Below are 13,599 nucleotides of genomic sequence, written 5' to 3' on the forward strand. Positions count from 1 at the left end.
ACGATGACGATGATCGATGACGTGACCAGCCGGCTGGTCGATGCGAGGAACAGGCGGCAGGTGGTATCGGCCGCTGGTGTCGACCTGCCCGATACCGACACAGCGTATGCAGTGCAGCAGGCTGTTGCCGAGCGGCTCGGCTGGTTTGCCGATGCGTGGCCGCCGCGCCATTGGAAATCGGGCGGCCCGTCACGCGATGTGGTGTTGACCCATGCGCCGTTGCCGCCGGCTGGCGTCTGGCAAAGCCCGGCCGCTGCCGGCGACTGGCCGTTCCAGATGCGCTGCATCGAGGCGGAGATTGCGCTTCGGCTGGCCGTTGATGTCGACCAGCAGACCGCGCTCGCGCTCGACGTCGCCCGCGCTGAAAAGCTGATCGACGCAATGTGTGTCTCGATCGAAATCGTCGATTCGCGCTGGACCGAAGGCCTGCAGGCGCCGGTTCTTGCCAGGCTCGCCGATTCGCAACTGCATGGTGCGTTGGTGCTCGGTGACTGGGTGCCGTTCCAGTCGCTCGACTGGAGTGCACAACGCTGCAAGGTGCGGATCGGCGATCAGCCGGCGACCGAGCACCGCGGCAGCCATGCGCTCGGCGACCCGTGTTTTCTGCTGCCGACATGGTTGCGCCATGTCACCCGTGATGGCGATACGGTCGCCGCCGGAACCGTCGTGACGACCGGAACCTGGATCGGGCTTGTTCCGGCAGCCGCTGGCGATCTCGTCAGCGTCGAATTTCCCGGCGTCGGTTCGGCATCGGTTCAGCTCTGACCGCGGCGGCGCATGCCGCCGCTCCTTTGAAGGAAAAAAATGATCGCGCTCGACAAACATCCCAGTGGCAGGCACTTTCTCCAGATCCCCGGCCCGAGCCCGGTGCCCGATCGCATCCTGCGCGCGATCAGCCTGCCGACGATCGACCACCGCGGTCCCGAATTTGCGGACCTTGGCAACAAGGTGCTGGCCGGCATCAGAAAGATTTTCCAGACCCGCCATCCGGTCGTGATCTATCCGGCATCGGGCACTGGTGCCTGGGAAGCGGCGCTCGTCAATGTCTGCAGCCCGGGCGACCGGGTGCTGATGTACGAGACCGGCCATTTCGCATCGTTGTGGCACAAGATGGCGCAGCGCCTTGGGCTGCAGCCCGAACTGCTCGCGCTGCCCGGCATCGACGAGGCCACCGGCTTGCCGAACAGCTGGCGCCATGGCGTGCAGGCCGAACTGATCGAGCAGCGGCTGCGCGACGACCGCGGCCAGCAGATCAAGGCGGTCTGCGTCGTCCACAACGAGACATCGACCGGTGTCACGTCCGACATTGCCGCGGTGCGCCGCGCAATCGATGCGGCCGGTCATCCGGCGCTGCTGCTGGTCGATACGATTTCTGGCCTGGCGAGCGCCGATTTCCGGCACGACGAATGGGGCATCGACGTCAGCATCAGCGGCTCGCAGAAGGGCCTGATGCTGCCGCCCGGGATCAGTTTCAATGCCTTGTCGCCGAAAGCGATCGAGGCCGGCAACACGGCGAAGCTGCCGAAGGCCTTCTGGGCCTGGGACGAGATCGTCGAGATGAACAAGACCGGCTACTGGCCGTACACGCCAAATACCAATCTGCTGTATGGCCTCAGCGAGGCGATCGAGATGCTGCTCGAGCAGGGTATGCCGGTGGTCTTCGCGCGCCACCAGCGCTGGGCCCGTGGTGTGCGTGCCGCCGTGCAGGCCTGGGGCCTGCCGATCCAGTGTGCGGACGACAAGGTTTTTTCACCGGTGCTGACCGGTGTCGTGACGCCGCGTGGCGTCGATGCCGACGCCGTGCGCCGGCTGATCCACGACCGCTTCGATCTGTCGCTCGGCGCCGGGCTCGGCAAGCTGCGTGGCCGCATGTTCCGCATCGGCCACCTCGGCGACTGCAACAACCTGACGCTGATGGCCGCATTGAGCGGTGTCGAAATGGGGCTGAAGCTCAGTGGCGTCGCGATCGCCGGCCGCGGCGTGCAGGCGGCGATGGACTTTTTTGCAGCGACACCGTCGGAATGAAGCTAATCGTCATCGGCTGCCTGGTTGGCGCGCTGCTTGCTGGCATGGCGCACGCCCAGGTCGCGCCGTCAGCGTCGGAAATCGCCGCCTATCGTGGACTGCACCGCGCGGCGCAACAGGGTGATGTCGCTGCCATCGCCCAGCTCGCGAGGGCGTCCAGGGCCGCACTCGTGCAGCGGGATGCCCATGGCCGCACGCCCTTGCATGTCGCGACGTTTGCGCGGCAGCGCGAGGCGATCCGTGCATTGATCGAAGCCGGCGCCGATACCGCGGCGCTCGACAACGACCGCTACGACGCGGTGACGATCGCTGCCGTTGCCGATGACGAGGACACGCTGCGCCTGCTGCTGTCGCTCGGCGCCAGCGCGAAACTCGTCACCAGCCGCTACGACGGCACTGCGCTGATTGCGGCCGCCCACCTCGGCCATGTCGGCATCGTGCGGCAACTCATTGCCGCCGCTGCACCGCTCGACCATGTCAACAACCTGCACTGGACGGCATTGATCGAGTCCATCGTGCTCGGCGACGGCGGCGAGCGCCACCTGCAGACGCTGCAGGCGCTGCTCGATGCCGGCGCCGATACGCAACTCGCCGATCGGCAGGGACGCACGCCGCTGCAACTGGCGACCGAACGCGGCTACACGCGGATGGTCGCGGCGCTGCGCGCCGCCGGCGCCCGCTGAACGCTCAGTCGCGTTTGCAGGCTGCTTGCTGCCAGTAGTCGAACGCCGCCTGCGGCAGCAGGTGCGACAGCGACGACGCGCCGACTTCGACCTTGACGATGTGATCGGCCCGTCCCGGTTCGGCCAGCACCGCGCCGATGCCCTGGCCGAGTCTGTCCAGCTCGATTGTCCGGAGGTTGCCGCCTTCGTTGATCGTCAGCCGGTCGGCAAACACCGTCGTCATCGATACCGGCTTGTCGCCGAGGCACTGGCGGGTATCGGCCATCGCAAAGCCGACATGGGCGACGGCTTCGGCCGCGCCCTCGACCCCTGGCTGCTGCGCATCCGGCGGCAGAAAGGCGACAAGCGTCGGCCCGCCGAGATCGATTCGTGTTTCGGCCAGTGCCACCGCCGGTGCAGCCGGTGTGGCCGCTGGCGGCGCCGGGCCCTTGCATGCCGCGCTGGCGAGAACCAGCGCCGCGGTGGCCAGCCAGCGCCATCGTCCACTGCGGCGCGGGCCCGCACCAGGGCGCGAGGACTGATCGATCATGGATAAAGGGCTCGTGGCAATTCGAAATGGGGTCCGTCGATGAAGGCCCGCAGGCCGGCCTTGCGGCGTCGGCCGACATAGCCGGACACCAGATCTTCAGGCGACGACGTCGAATCGGTGAAATCGACGTCCCAGGCGCCACCCCAGCGCAGCGGTGTGCCGTTTTCGCGAGCGGCCATTCTGACCGCATCGGCGATCCGGTAGATCGGTGGCCATTCCCAGCGCAGCTTGCCGTTGATGTACGGCACCAGATCGACCGCATGGCCGGTGATGTGCCGCGAATCGAGCGTCTGGCTGGCGCCGCAGGCGACCAGGCGCTGCTGCTCGGCCAGCGTGCGGATGCCGTCGTGGACCGAAAAGTCCTGCACAGTCAGCACGATCGCCCGCTTGACGACGGCCACCAGATCGGGATGCACGCCTTTCAGTTCGGACAATGACCTGGTTCCCAATTTGAACTCGCTCATCGCAACCTCCACAAAAGCGGCAGGCTACTGCCGTTCGCTTTTGATGGGCACCCCTATCTGCGATGGCCTGCGTAAAGCGGGCAAAGAAAAAGGCAGGGACCAGCCCTGCCTTCCGGTCGAGAAGCGCGAGAACTTATTTCTTCGCCGCGTCCTTCATGTCCTTCTTCTCTTCCTTCATCTCCTTCTTCTCTTCCTTCATCTCTTTCTTCACCTCTTTCGCCATCGCCTTTTCTTCCTTCTTCACATCCTTGGCGGCGGCTTTTTCTTCCTTTTTCATCGCGCCGCTTGCGGGCGCGCTGGCGGCCTCGGCCTTCATCGGGGCCGCGCCGCCGTGGGATGCGGCGTGGGCATTGAACGAAACGGCGAACAGCGCGAGTGTGAGGGTCGACAGAACTTTGATCATGATTGGTTTTCCGTGAGTTGCAGAAACGAACATGTGAAGCTTGCTTGTCGGCCCATTGCAGGCGGCACCGCATCTTTGGCGATGTCGAACCCGTGACAGCCCGGCCTGACTAGAACGCTGACCGTTTCACCGCGTTGACCGTCGTACAACTTGTTTCATCGCCGCGGCGCCGGCATACAAAGCGTCGATACTCGGCGCTTTGCCGATCCTGGTGTTTTCCATGAGTGTTGTTGTCCGGTCCGTCGTGTCGTGCGCCGTTGCGAGCCTGCTTGGCTCGGCTGCCATTGCCGCGCCCTACCGTCCGGCGTCCGATGCGACGGTGCTCGAAACGCTGCCGGCCCGCGCCGACGATCCGCGCAGCCGCAGCATCCGCGAATTGCGCCAGCGACTGGCTGCGCAGCCGCGCGATCTCGATGCCGCGCTGGCACTGGCCAGGCTGTACCACCGCAGCGTTGCCGCCGAAGGCGACCCGCGCTACATCGGGTATGCGCAGGCGGCACTGGCGCCATGGTGGGATCTGCCGGCGCCGCCGCTGCAGGTGCGCGTCGTGCGCGCGATCCTGCTGCAGTTCAACCACCATTTCGACGAAGCCCTTGCCGACCTCGATGCAGTCGTCCGGGCGGCCCCCGGCAACGGCGAAGCCTGGTCGTGGCGTGCCGCAATCCACATGGTGCAGGCCCGCTATGACGAGGCGAGGGCAGATTGCGCGAAGATGCGGCCGCTCGCGTCGCCATTGATCGGCGTCGCCTGCCGCGCCGCGATCGATTCGCTGACCGGGCGGGCTGCCGCCGCCGCACAGGCGCTGCAGGCCATGCTCGCACCCGGCGGGCCCACCGCCGCAGCCGCCGATCGGCTGTGGGCGCTGACGCTGCTCGGCGAGATCGAGGCCCGGCGCGGCGACCCGGTTGCCGCCGAAAAGGCCTACCGCGAGGCGCTGGCGCTCGGCATCACCGACGGATATCTGCTGGCCGCCTATGCCGACTTCCTGCTCGATCAGCAGCGGCCGCGCGAGGTGCTCGTCCTGCTGAAAGGCATGGAACGCTCCGACCTGCTGTTGCTGCGCCTCGCGCTGGCGGCAAAAGCCGCTGGCGATCCGGCACTCGCCGCGTGGTCGGCCGATCTGCAGGCACGGTTTGCCGCCGCCGCGCTGCGTGGCGACAAGGTGCATGAAAAGGAAGAGGCGCGCTTCGCGCTGGCGATCCGCGGCGAGCCGGCGCGGGCGCTGGCACTGGCTGCCTCGAACTACCGGCTGCAGCGTGAGCCGGCCGACGCCAGGGTGCTGCTCGAGGCAGCCCTGGCCGCCCGCGACCCGGCCGCTGCCGCGCCGGCACTCGAATGGATGACAACAAACGGTGTCGAAAGCGTGGTGCTGCGCGGTCTTGCCGATCAACTGAAAAGCCTGTCGTGAGCGGCACACTGCAGCGGGTCCGGCAAGCCTGGCGGAGCAGTGTCGCGGCGCTGCTGATCGCGATCGCGGCGTCGCCAGCGCTGGCTCACAAACCGTCCGACAGCTACCTGTCGCTGCAGGTCGGAGCCGACGGCCTGTCCGGCCGCTGGGATATCGCGCTGCGCGACCTCGACCATGCAATCGGCCTCGATGCCGACGGCAATGGCGAGATCACCTGGGGTGAACTGCGCCAGCGCCACCAGGCGATTGCCGCCCATGCACTGGCCCGGCTGGCGATTGCTGCCGACGGGCAAGCCTGCGCGATATCGGCTGGCGAACAGCTGGTCGACGACCACAGCGACGGCGCCTATACCGTGGTGCCACTGCAGATCGACTGCCCGGTTGCCGCACCCCGGCAGCTGTCGATCGACTACCGGCTGTTTGCCGAACTCGACCCGCAGCACCGCGGCCTGCTCAGGCTCGATGTCGGCGACGTCTCGCGCAGCGCGATCTTTTCGCCGCAGGCGGCCAGCCAGCAGTTCGAACTCGCCGACCAGGGGCGGATCGCGCAGTTCCTGACGTTTGTTGGCGACGGCGTCTGGCACATCTGGATCGGCTTCGACCACATCCTGTTTCTGTTGTCGCTGCTGCTGCCGGCGGTGCTGCTGTGGCAGGGCGGGCGCTGGCAGCCGGTGGACCGGCTGCGCCCGGCGGCGATCGACGTCGTGAAGATCGTCACCGCCTTCACCGCCGCCCATTCGATCACGCTGTCGCTGGCGACGCTCGGCGTCGTCGTGCTGCCGTCGCGCTGGGTCGAGGCGGTGATTGCGGCGTCGGTCGTGCTGGCGGCGCTGAACAATGTCTGGCCGCTGGTGCAGCGGCGGCGCTGGCTGGTCGCCTTCATCTTCGGCCTGATCCACGGCTTCGGTTTTGCCAGCGTGCTGGCCGACCTCGGCCTGCCGCAGGCAAGCCTGCTGCTGGCGCTGGTCGGCTTCAATGTCGGCGTCGAGCTCGGCCAGCTGGCGATCGTCGTGCTGTTTCTGCCGCTCGCCTACTGGCTGCGCGGCACAGGCTTTTATCGCCGCGGCGTGCTGGTCGGCGGTTCGTTGCTGATCGCGCTGCTGGCCGCGGCCTGGTTCGCCGAGCGCGCGTTCAGGCTCGAACTGCTGCCGTTCTGAGCCCGCGCCTCATCCGGATTGCCGATGCCGGGGCGATTTCCGACATCGAGGGCGTCTGGCGCCACTTATCATGCTGCGACCGTGCCGCGGACGCGGACGCAAAAAACTGCCGGAGCCCACCGATGGAATTGCCCAATCACACACTCCCTGATCTGTTCGAGCAGCTCGGTCTGCCGTCGGATGCCGCGTCGATCGAGGCCTTTGTTGCCAGTCATCGCCCGCTGCCCGACGGCATGGCGCTGGCCGATGCGCCGTTCTGGAATCAGTCGCAGGCGCAATTCCTGCGCGAAGAAATCCGTGAGGATGCGGACTGGGCCGAAGTCGTCGATACGCTGTCGGCGCTGTTGAACCACCAGCCGTCAGACGAACTGCGCGGATCACGCTGATCGAACGGCCCGCTGCGGAGCCTCGCGCATGCCGTTTGCCGCGCATGTGGCCGCAGCGGTCGCCGCCACGGTGCGCTGGTCAATGGGAGAGTGCAGTCAGCCCTGGCTCCGGCTCCGCCGGTGCATCGCGCCATTCGATCGGGTCGGCGAAATCGATTGCGCAGCCCGAGCAGCGGTAGGTGCCGCTGTAGCCCATCGCACCGTCCGGGCCGCGGTGCAGCAGACGCTGGTAGCTGGCAGCACCGCACAGGCGGCAGCGGTAGGGGCGGTGGGTGCTCGACATGCCGCTACTGTACATCCAGCCAGTTGCATCGGCCGCTTCGGCTGGTTGGCCGCAGCCGGCATGTGGCTCGCAGTGTCCTTGGCGATCTGGCTGATGCTGTCCGTTGCCTTGACCGCATCTGCCGCAGAAGTCGAACCGGCGGCGATGAGGCCGATGGACGAGCCGCGGCTGGAACGGATCGGCCAGCGCATGATCCCGCGCGATGTCGTCGCCAGCCTGGCGCAGGACAAGGCCGGCTTCATCTGGATCGGCACCGGTGACGGTCTGGTCCGCTATGACGGACACAACTTCCGGCCGCTGCTGCGCGAGAGCACGAATCCGGCGGCGCGCAACCTCGGCTGGGTACAGGCGATGCTGCCGGCGCGCGACGGTCGGCTGTGGATAGGCACCGAGTCGCTTGGCCTCGGCGTGCACGACCCGGTCACCGGCCGGGTCGAGGTTCATCGGCCGCCCGAATCGGTGGCGGACGGACAGGCTGCACCGACCATCCTGGCGCTCGCCGAAGACCACGATGGCTTCATCTGGGCCGGCGGCGCCGGCTGGCTCGCCCGCTTCGAACCCGCCAGCGCCCGTTTCGAGCATTTCAGCGGCCGGGTCGCCGGTCTTCCGGACGATCGGATCAGCAGCCTGCTGGTCGACCGCGAGGGCAGCTTGTGGGTCGGTACCTGGGCCGGGCTCGCCAGGCTGCGTCGCGGCGCGAGCGAGTTCGAGCCGACGCGCTGGCCGGCGAGCCAGCCGCGACCGGGTGGCAGTGCGGTCGTCAGCGCGCTGCTGCAGGCCTCGGACGGCCGGATCTGGTTCGGCACCCAGCAGGGTGAGATCGGCGCGGTCGACCCGGCCCGCAATGCCGTCAGCTGGCTCGATTCCGGTGTCGATGCCGTTGCGCGGCGCGGTCAGGTCGCCAGTTTCGTCGAGGCGCCGGGTGGCCGGCTCTGGGTCGGCAGTTCGAGCGGAATCGACATCCACCGGCTTGCCGATGGCGCACGGCTGCGGCGGCTGCGCCATGACCCGCGCAATCCGGCCGGGCTCGCGGCCAACCATGTTCGCACGATGATCGTCGACCACGCCGGTTTTATCTGGATCGGCGGCTTCGGGCTCGGGCTGCAGCGGCACAACCCGACCAACCGCAGCATCCTGGTGCGCGGCCCGGATCTGCATCCGCCGGTGCGCCTGCAGCAGGCGGACATCCGTGGGCTGCTGCAGCTCGACAATGGCGAACTGCTGGCCTCGACGCCGGAGCAGGGGGTGCTGGTGATGGATGCCGGTTTGCGCGTCACTGGCGCCTTCGACCCGGACAATCCGATGCTGAGTCCATCGGCGCCGGATGCTGCTGCCGTGCCCGAGCGCATCACCGCGATGACCCAAGCCCCTGACGGCTCGGTCTGGTTTGCCGGCGATTCGCGGCTGCTGCAGTATTCGCGCACACGCGGGCTGCTGCGCACGCTGCGCCATGACGCCGGCATCACCCACTGGCTGCATGCCGACTCCGGCGGCAATCTCTGGCTCGCCACCCAGGACGGACTGCACCGCTTGCTGGCCGGACAGGAACGGTTCGAGCGGATCGCCCTTCACGGCGGCGCGCCGCTGAAGGGTGCGGTGTTCGTGCTGGCGCAGGCCGCCGACCAGACCTTGTGGGTCGGCGGCGCCACCGGCCTGTTCCGCATCAAGCCGGGCGAAAGGCAACTGCGCACGGTCAACGGCTCGGACGGCCAGGGTCTGGCCAATCCGACCGTGATCGGCCTGCTGATCGATCGCAACGGCAGCTTGTGGGTCGATACCGCTGTCACCGGCCTGCACCGCCTGCTCGGCTGGGATGGCCAGCATGCGGTCTTCGATCGCATCAGCGAGCGCCACGGCGTCACCAGCCGCCCGTTCGGTGCCAGCCTGCTGCAGGATCGCCGCGGTCGAATCTGGACCCACATGTATGTCTACGATCCCGTCGTCGACCGGCTCCACGAGCTGACCGAGGCCGATGGCGTCAGCATCGGCACCGGCTGGTTTCGCTCATACGAACGGATGACCAACGGCCGCTTCCTGTTCGGCGGCAGCAAGGGGCTGCTGGTCGTCGACCCCGAATCCTTCGACGTCGCCGATGACCAGCCGCGCGTCGTCGTCACCGAATTCCGCATCAACGGCGAGCGCCAGCGGTCGGCATACCTCACCGACGGCGTGCGTCTCGGCGCCGACCAGCGCCGCTTCAGCGTCGAGTTTGCCGCCCTCGATTTCAGCGACTCGACCCGCAACCGGTATGCCTACCGGCTCGAAGGCTACGACGAGCGCTGGATCGACACGCTGAGCAATTTCCGGGTCGCCAGCTACGGCAACCTCGATCCGGGCGACTATGTGCTGCGCGTGCGCACGACCAATCGAAGCGGCATCTGGAGTCCGCACGAATTGGTGGTGCCGGTTCGGGTGCTGCCGGCCTGGTGGCAGCACTGGAGCCTTCGGCTTGCCGGCGTGCTGCTGCTGGGTCTCGCGATTTGGCTGCTGGTCCAGTGGCGCACGCGGCACCTGCGCCGGGCGCAGCTTCGGCTCGAGCGGATGGTCGCCGAGCGGACGATCGAGCTGCAGCACGTCGCCCATGCGCTGAAGAAGGAATCGGCAGCGCTCGAGGATGCCAGCCTGACCGATCCGCTGAGCGGCCTGCGCAACCGGCGCTTTTTCGGCATCCATGTCGAGGCGGACACCGCGCTGGCGGTGCGCCGCTATGAAAACCATCTGCTGCACGGCAGCTGGCTGGCCGAGGATTCCGACCTGATCTTCTTCCTCGTCGACATCGACCATTTCAAGCAGATCAACGACAGCCATGGCCATGCCGCCGGCGATGCGGTGATCAAGCAGATGCGCGGCCGTTTGCAGACGGTTTTTCGCGACAGCGATCACCTGATCCGCTGGGGCGGCGAGGAATTTCTGATCCTCGCCCGTGATGCGGCGCGAGCCAGCGCCGCGCAACTCGCCGAGCGGGTCGTTGCGGCAATTGCAGAGCCATTTGTACTCGACGACGGGGTCCGCGTGCAGCGAACCTGTTCGGTCGGCTTCTGCTGCTTCCCGCTGGCGCCGAAATTTGCCCGCGCGGTCGACTGGAATTCAGCCGTCAATGCCGCCGATGCCGCACTGATGGCGGTCAAGTCGGCCGGTCGCAATGGCTGGCTCGGCCTGATCCAGGCGCGCGCCGACTCGGCCGAGGAACTGCAGCAATGGCTGCGCCGGCCTTTGGCGCAATGGTGGGCATCGGGCCAGCTCGACGTCGTTTTTTCCTCGACGCTCAGCGGCTGGGCCGACGCGCCGCGGCGGCGCTGAGCACGGCCGATCAGGCGCGCTCGGTCGCCTTGGCGTGGCGCCGGGCGGCCATTTCGCGGCTCATCTCGTTGCGGCCGTTGCCGGCGATGCGTTGCCGCGCCTGCGGATAGATCATCGACTCCTCGAGTGCGATGTGGTCGTGCGACAGGGCAGTGAACACCTCGGCGCCGCGGCGCAAGGTATCGAGTTCCCACCACGACTGTCCGCCGGCGATCGCATCGAGCTGCGGCGCCAGTTCGGCCCAGTCGGCTTCGAGCCAATGGTGGTCCTGCTGCAGCCGGTGGATGACGTCGACCAGTTCGGCGTCGTCACTCGCCTCCAGCGCCGGGAAGACATGGCGCTCCTCGTCTTCGTGGTGCTGGCGGCCGGTGGTCGAGAAAAAGTGGTGGATCTCGCGCGCCAGTTCGCGCGCGCCGTCATCGGCTTCGCGGTATTTTTCCAGCCGGGCAATCAGTGCCGACAGCTTGCCGAGCGTGAACAGCGTCTGCCGATGGCAGCTGTCGAGAACGTCGAAACCGTCGCTGGTCTGGATCGATTGCGTCGGGTCGAAGGGTTTGGTGGCCTGGTTCATCGGAAAACTCCTGCCGGTGCCGGCCGCTCGCCCGCGGATGCGGACGGTCGGGGCTGCCGGACAGGTTCACCTTAGACTTGGCGCCGCGACCGCTTCTTGATCTGCGACAAAGAAGGCGTCTGATCGGACGCCGTCAGCGGCCGGCGGCGACGAACGCGTCAACCGCACGCGGCAGCGCTGCGCGTCCGATCGGCACGCCGCCGGCCTGCAGCGCGGCCTCGACCGCGCCGAGGCAGCCAAGAATGCCTGCCGCATTCTGGTCTCCGAGGTGGCCGATGCGAAATGCCTTGCCGGTCAGCGGCCCGAGGCCGCCGGCAAACGAGACGCCAAAACGGTCACGTGCGATTGCCCGCAGGCCGTCGATGTCGGTGCCTTCCGGCACCGTGATCGTCGTCACCGATACCGACCGGCTGGCCGGCTCGCGGGCAAAAAAGCCGAGCGCGCCGGCCTCGGCCCAGGCTTCGACTGCCGCATGCACTGCCGCCGCATTGGCCCGGTGGCGTGCAAAAACGGCTTCCTCACCTTCCTCGCCGATCAGTTCGAGCGCGGCGGCCAACCCGGCGAGCAGCGAATGTGGCGGCGTGCCGCAGAATTTGCGGTAACTCAGCGGGCTTTCGCGCAGCCGCCAGTCCCAGTAGAAACGTGGCGCCGGATTCCGTTCGGCGAGCGCAGCGGCATGCCGGTTGACCGCGACGATGCCGAGCCCGGGCGGCGTCATCAGCCCCTTCTGCGATGCGCTGAGCACGACATCGGCGCGCAGGCTGTCCATCTCGATCCGGACGCAGGCCAGCGATGCGACCGCATCGACGACCAGCAAGGCCGGATGGCCGCTGCGGTCGATCACGTCACGCAGTGCAACAAGGTCGCTGGTGATGCCGCTGGCGGTATCGGTATGGACGACAAAAACCGCTGCGATCCGCTGCCCGGTGTCGTCGCGCAGCGCCTGCGCCACCGCATCGGCATCGATCGGAAAGCCGGGCCGCCACGGCGTGCGGACGACGCGTCGGCCGAGGGCTTCGGTCTGCACCGCCCAGGATTCGGAAAAGTGCCCGGTGCCCGGGATCAGCACCGCGGCATCGGGCGCCAGCAGGTTCTCGACCACGGCTTCCCAGGCGCCGTGGCCGTTTGCGGCATAGAGGTAGATGCCGGCATCGGGTGCATGCAGCAATTTGCGCAGACCCTGTTCGCACTCGGCGATGCAGGCATCGACCCGCGGGTCGGCAAGGTCCATCGGCTGGCGTGCCATCGCGGCAATCACCTCGTCTGGAACCGGTGTCGGGCCTGGCGAGTGCAACAGGCGCCGGCCGGGGATGCGTCGGGAACTGGACATTCGAGGAGGGGCCGTTGCGGCCGGAAGTCGAGCTTGCCTGATGCTACGGCAATGCCGGCCAAAGCATGCCGGACGCCTGTCTTGCCGGCCCCGCGGTGCGGCCACGTACACTCGTCCGCCACGCGAAGGAGCCCACGATGCCCACCAGCAAGACGGCGGCCCGCTCGAAGGCCGAGGCAAAACCCCGAGCACGCAAGCCGACGACGCGCAGCGGCAAGGCTGCCGCTTCAGTCACCGAATCGGTGCTGCCGGAGACGACCGCGTCGGTGATGCGGGTGGCCCGCGAACTGCGCCGCTGGAGCGACCATGTGCTCGGCATCGCCGGCAGTGCGACCGAACTGTCGCTGAATCTGGCCAAGGCCGGTGCCCGCCGGCCGTCGCAGCAGGCAGCGATCGCGAAGGCCGGCTCATTGCTGCGCCAGGCCCGGGAGACCGCCGGCATGACGACCAAGGAGGTCGGCAAGGCGATCGACATCAAGGACATCTCGCTGCTCGAGCAGGCCGAGGTCGGCCGTGTCGTCTTGCCATTCGAGGTGATCCTGCGGCTCGCTGCGGTGCTCGGCCGCCATGACCCGCTGACCTTCGCGATGAAGCTGGCGCGCTCCTACAACCCGACGTTGTGGAAGGGGCTGGAAGACCTCGGCATCGGCCGGCTGGTCGTGCAGGCCGGCCGCGAGCGGGAACTGGCGAACATCTACCGCTCCAACGATGCCGCCCGCCGGCTGTCCGATGCCGATTTTGCGGCGGTGCTGGCCTTCGTGAAGACCGGCTTCGATGCGGCGGTGCAGTTCAGATCCGCTTCGCCGCCGCGCAGCGGCCGCGCCGGGGACGATGCGCAATAGCTGCCGGGCGCGCCGAGGAACACGGCAGCCTGCGCTGGTCGAATGGTGACGAAATGTATGTGCGGCGTCGCGCTGCTGCGACGCGGCGGGCGCAATCAGCCGCGCTGGCGGCGAGAATCGTCGCCGATGTGCTGGCAGTTCGAACATCCCTTTCTTTCGCCCGGGCCGGGGCAAGCCTTCCGTGCTGATTGCGGTTGCGGCCGGCGGGAGCGCTGCTG

At 67.7% G+C, this 13,599-nt stretch carries 14 protein-coding genes; 8 read left to right on the forward strand and 6 right to left on the reverse strand.

Going from position 1 to position 13,599, the window contains the following annotated elements; genetic code table 11:
• The first annotated feature begins 3 nt into the window (after window positions 1-3).
• Genes ACNH6H_RS19720 through ACNH6H_RS19730 form a run of 3 tightly spaced genes read left to right on the forward strand, consistent with a single transcriptional unit; the run spans window position 4 to window position 2,708 of the window.
• Complete coding sequence (locus ACNH6H_RS19720; protein WP_418319997.1) at window positions 4-765, forward strand: fumarylacetoacetate hydrolase family protein; 762 nt, start codon at window positions 4-6, stop codon at window positions 763-765.
• A gap of 39 nt (window positions 766-804) precedes the next feature.
• The gene (locus ACNH6H_RS19725; protein WP_418319998.1) at window positions 805-2,025 is read left to right on the forward strand and encodes a pyridoxal-phosphate-dependent aminotransferase family protein; all 1,221 of its coding nucleotides are present in this window, start codon (window positions 805-807) and stop codon (window positions 2,023-2,025) included.
• Window positions 2,022-2,708: an ankyrin repeat domain-containing protein gene (locus tag ACNH6H_RS19730; RefSeq protein ID WP_418319999.1), complete on the forward strand. Its 687-nt coding sequence runs from the start codon at window positions 2,022-2,024 to the stop codon at window positions 2,706-2,708. The genes ACNH6H_RS19725 and ACNH6H_RS19730 overlap by 4 nt, the downstream gene beginning before the upstream one ends.
• 4 nt (window positions 2,709-2,712) lie before the next feature.
• On the opposite strand, the gene ACNH6H_RS19735 is transcribed toward ACNH6H_RS19730, so the two are convergent.
• The 3 genes from ACNH6H_RS19735 to ACNH6H_RS19745 all read right to left on the reverse strand — a co-directional run bounded on the left by ACNH6H_RS19735 (window position 2,713) and on the right by ACNH6H_RS19745 (window position 4,104).
• Entirely contained in the window at window positions 2,713-3,237 is a 525-nt protein-coding gene (locus ACNH6H_RS19735) for a hypothetical protein (RefSeq protein WP_418320000.1), read from the reverse strand.
• Window positions 3,234-3,701, reverse strand: a complete 468-nt coding sequence (locus ACNH6H_RS19740) for a M15 family metallopeptidase (protein WP_418320001.1) — start codon at window positions 3,699-3,701, stop codon at window positions 3,234-3,236. Before ACNH6H_RS19740 ends, ACNH6H_RS19735 begins: the two co-directional genes overlap by 4 nt.
• Before the next feature lie 133 nt (window positions 3,702-3,834).
• Window positions 3,835-4,104, reverse strand: a complete 270-nt coding sequence (locus ACNH6H_RS19745; protein ID WP_418320002.1) for a hypothetical protein — start codon at window positions 4,102-4,104, stop codon at window positions 3,835-3,837.
• Window positions 4,105-4,324: 220 nt separating this feature from the next.
• On the opposite strand from ACNH6H_RS19745, the gene ACNH6H_RS19750 reads away from it, so the two are divergent.
• The 3 genes from ACNH6H_RS19750 (at window position 4,325) to ACNH6H_RS19760 (ending at window position 7,055) form a co-directional block, all read left to right on the forward strand.
• Window positions 4,325-5,512 (forward strand): hypothetical protein, encoded by a 1,188-nt coding sequence (locus tag ACNH6H_RS19750; RefSeq protein WP_418320003.1) that lies wholly within the window; start codon window positions 4,325-4,327, stop codon window positions 5,510-5,512.
• Entirely contained in the window at window positions 5,509-6,669 is a 1,161-nt protein-coding gene (locus ACNH6H_RS19755; protein ID WP_418320004.1) for a HupE/UreJ family protein, read from the forward strand. The genes ACNH6H_RS19750 and ACNH6H_RS19755 overlap by 4 nt, the downstream gene beginning before the upstream one ends.
• A gap of 122 nt (window positions 6,670-6,791) precedes the next feature.
• Window positions 6,792-7,055, forward strand: a complete 264-nt coding sequence (locus tag ACNH6H_RS19760) for a DUF2789 domain-containing protein (RefSeq protein WP_418320005.1) — start codon at window positions 6,792-6,794, stop codon at window positions 7,053-7,055.
• A 79-nt stretch (window positions 7,056-7,134) separates the two neighbouring features.
• Here the strand turns inward: ACNH6H_RS19760 and ACNH6H_RS19765 are convergent, their stop codons facing one another.
• Window positions 7,135-7,338, reverse strand: coding sequence for a hypothetical protein (locus tag ACNH6H_RS19765; RefSeq protein WP_418320006.1), 204 nt, complete (start codon window positions 7,336-7,338; stop codon window positions 7,135-7,137).
• A gap of 93 nt (window positions 7,339-7,431) precedes the next feature.
• On the opposite strand from ACNH6H_RS19765, the gene ACNH6H_RS19770 reads away from it, so the two are divergent.
• Window positions 7,432-10,638, forward strand: a complete 3,207-nt coding sequence (locus ACNH6H_RS19770) for a two-component regulator propeller domain-containing protein (protein ID WP_418320008.1) — start codon at window positions 7,432-7,434, stop codon at window positions 10,636-10,638.
• Window positions 10,639-10,648: 10 nt separating this feature from the next.
• On the opposite strand, the gene ACNH6H_RS19775 is transcribed toward ACNH6H_RS19770, so the two are convergent.
• Both ACNH6H_RS19775 and ACNH6H_RS19780 read right to left on the reverse strand, forming a co-directional pair.
• Window positions 10,649-11,209 (reverse strand): hemerythrin domain-containing protein, encoded by a 561-nt coding sequence (locus ACNH6H_RS19775; protein ID WP_418320009.1) that lies wholly within the window; start codon window positions 11,207-11,209, stop codon window positions 10,649-10,651.
• Window positions 11,210-11,342: 133 nt separating this feature from the next.
• Window positions 11,343-12,539: a pyridoxal-phosphate-dependent aminotransferase family protein gene (locus ACNH6H_RS19780; RefSeq protein WP_418320011.1), complete on the reverse strand. Its 1,197-nt coding sequence runs from the start codon at window positions 12,537-12,539 to the stop codon at window positions 11,343-11,345.
• A 137-nt stretch (window positions 12,540-12,676) separates the two neighbouring features.
• Between ACNH6H_RS19780 and ACNH6H_RS19785 the strand changes: the two genes are divergently transcribed.
• Window positions 12,677-13,381: a helix-turn-helix domain-containing protein gene (locus tag ACNH6H_RS19785; protein ID WP_418320013.1), complete on the forward strand. Its 705-nt coding sequence runs from the start codon at window positions 12,677-12,679 to the stop codon at window positions 13,379-13,381.
• Window positions 13,382-13,599: the final 218 nt, after the last annotated feature.

The organism is Pseudideonella sakaiensis, assembly GCF_048320135.1.
Classification (GTDB): Bacteria; Pseudomonadota; Gammaproteobacteria; order Burkholderiales; family Burkholderiaceae_C; genus Ideonella_A; species Ideonella_A sakaiensis_A.

Bases quoted from the DNA above. Each gene is read 5' to 3' on its own strand.
- ACNH6H_RS19770 (WP_418320008.1), top strand. From the start codon at position 7,432: ATGCTGTCCGTTGCCTTGACCGCATCTGCCGCAGAAGTCGAACCGGCG.
- ACNH6H_RS19765 (WP_418320006.1), bottom strand. From the start codon at position 7,338: ATGTCGAGCACCCACCGCCCCTACCGCTGCCGCCTGTGCGGTGCTGCC.
- ACNH6H_RS19735 (WP_418320000.1), bottom strand. From the start codon at position 3,237: ATGATCGATCAGTCCTCGCGCCCTGGTGCGGGCCCGCGCCGCAGTGGA.
- ACNH6H_RS19745 (WP_418320002.1), bottom strand. From the start codon at position 4,104: ATGATCAAAGTTCTGTCGACCCTCACACTCGCGCTGTTCGCCGTTTCG.
- ACNH6H_RS19740 (WP_418320001.1), bottom strand. From the start codon at position 3,701: ATGAGCGAGTTCAAATTGGGAACCAGGTCATTGTCCGAACTGAAAGGC.
- ACNH6H_RS19785 (WP_418320013.1), top strand. From the start codon at position 12,677: ATGCCCACCAGCAAGACGGCGGCCCGCTCGAAGGCCGAGGCAAAACCC.
- ACNH6H_RS19750 (WP_418320003.1), top strand. From the start codon at position 4,325: ATGAGTGTTGTTGTCCGGTCCGTCGTGTCGTGCGCCGTTGCGAGCCTG.
- ACNH6H_RS19760 (WP_418320005.1), top strand. From the start codon at position 6,792: ATGGAATTGCCCAATCACACACTCCCTGATCTGTTCGAGCAGCTCGGT.
- ACNH6H_RS19730 (WP_418319999.1), top strand. From the start codon at position 2,022: ATGAAGCTAATCGTCATCGGCTGCCTGGTTGGCGCGCTGCTTGCTGGC.
- ACNH6H_RS19725 (WP_418319998.1), top strand. From the start codon at position 805: ATGATCGCGCTCGACAAACATCCCAGTGGCAGGCACTTTCTCCAGATC.
- ACNH6H_RS19775 (WP_418320009.1), bottom strand. From the start codon at position 11,209: ATGAACCAGGCCACCAAACCCTTCGACCCGACGCAATCGATCCAGACC.
- ACNH6H_RS19720 (WP_418319997.1), top strand. From the start codon at position 4: ATGACGATGATCGATGACGTGACCAGCCGGCTGGTCGATGCGAGGAAC.
- ACNH6H_RS19780 (WP_418320011.1), bottom strand. From the start codon at position 12,539: ATGTCCAGTTCCCGACGCATCCCCGGCCGGCGCCTGTTGCACTCGCCA.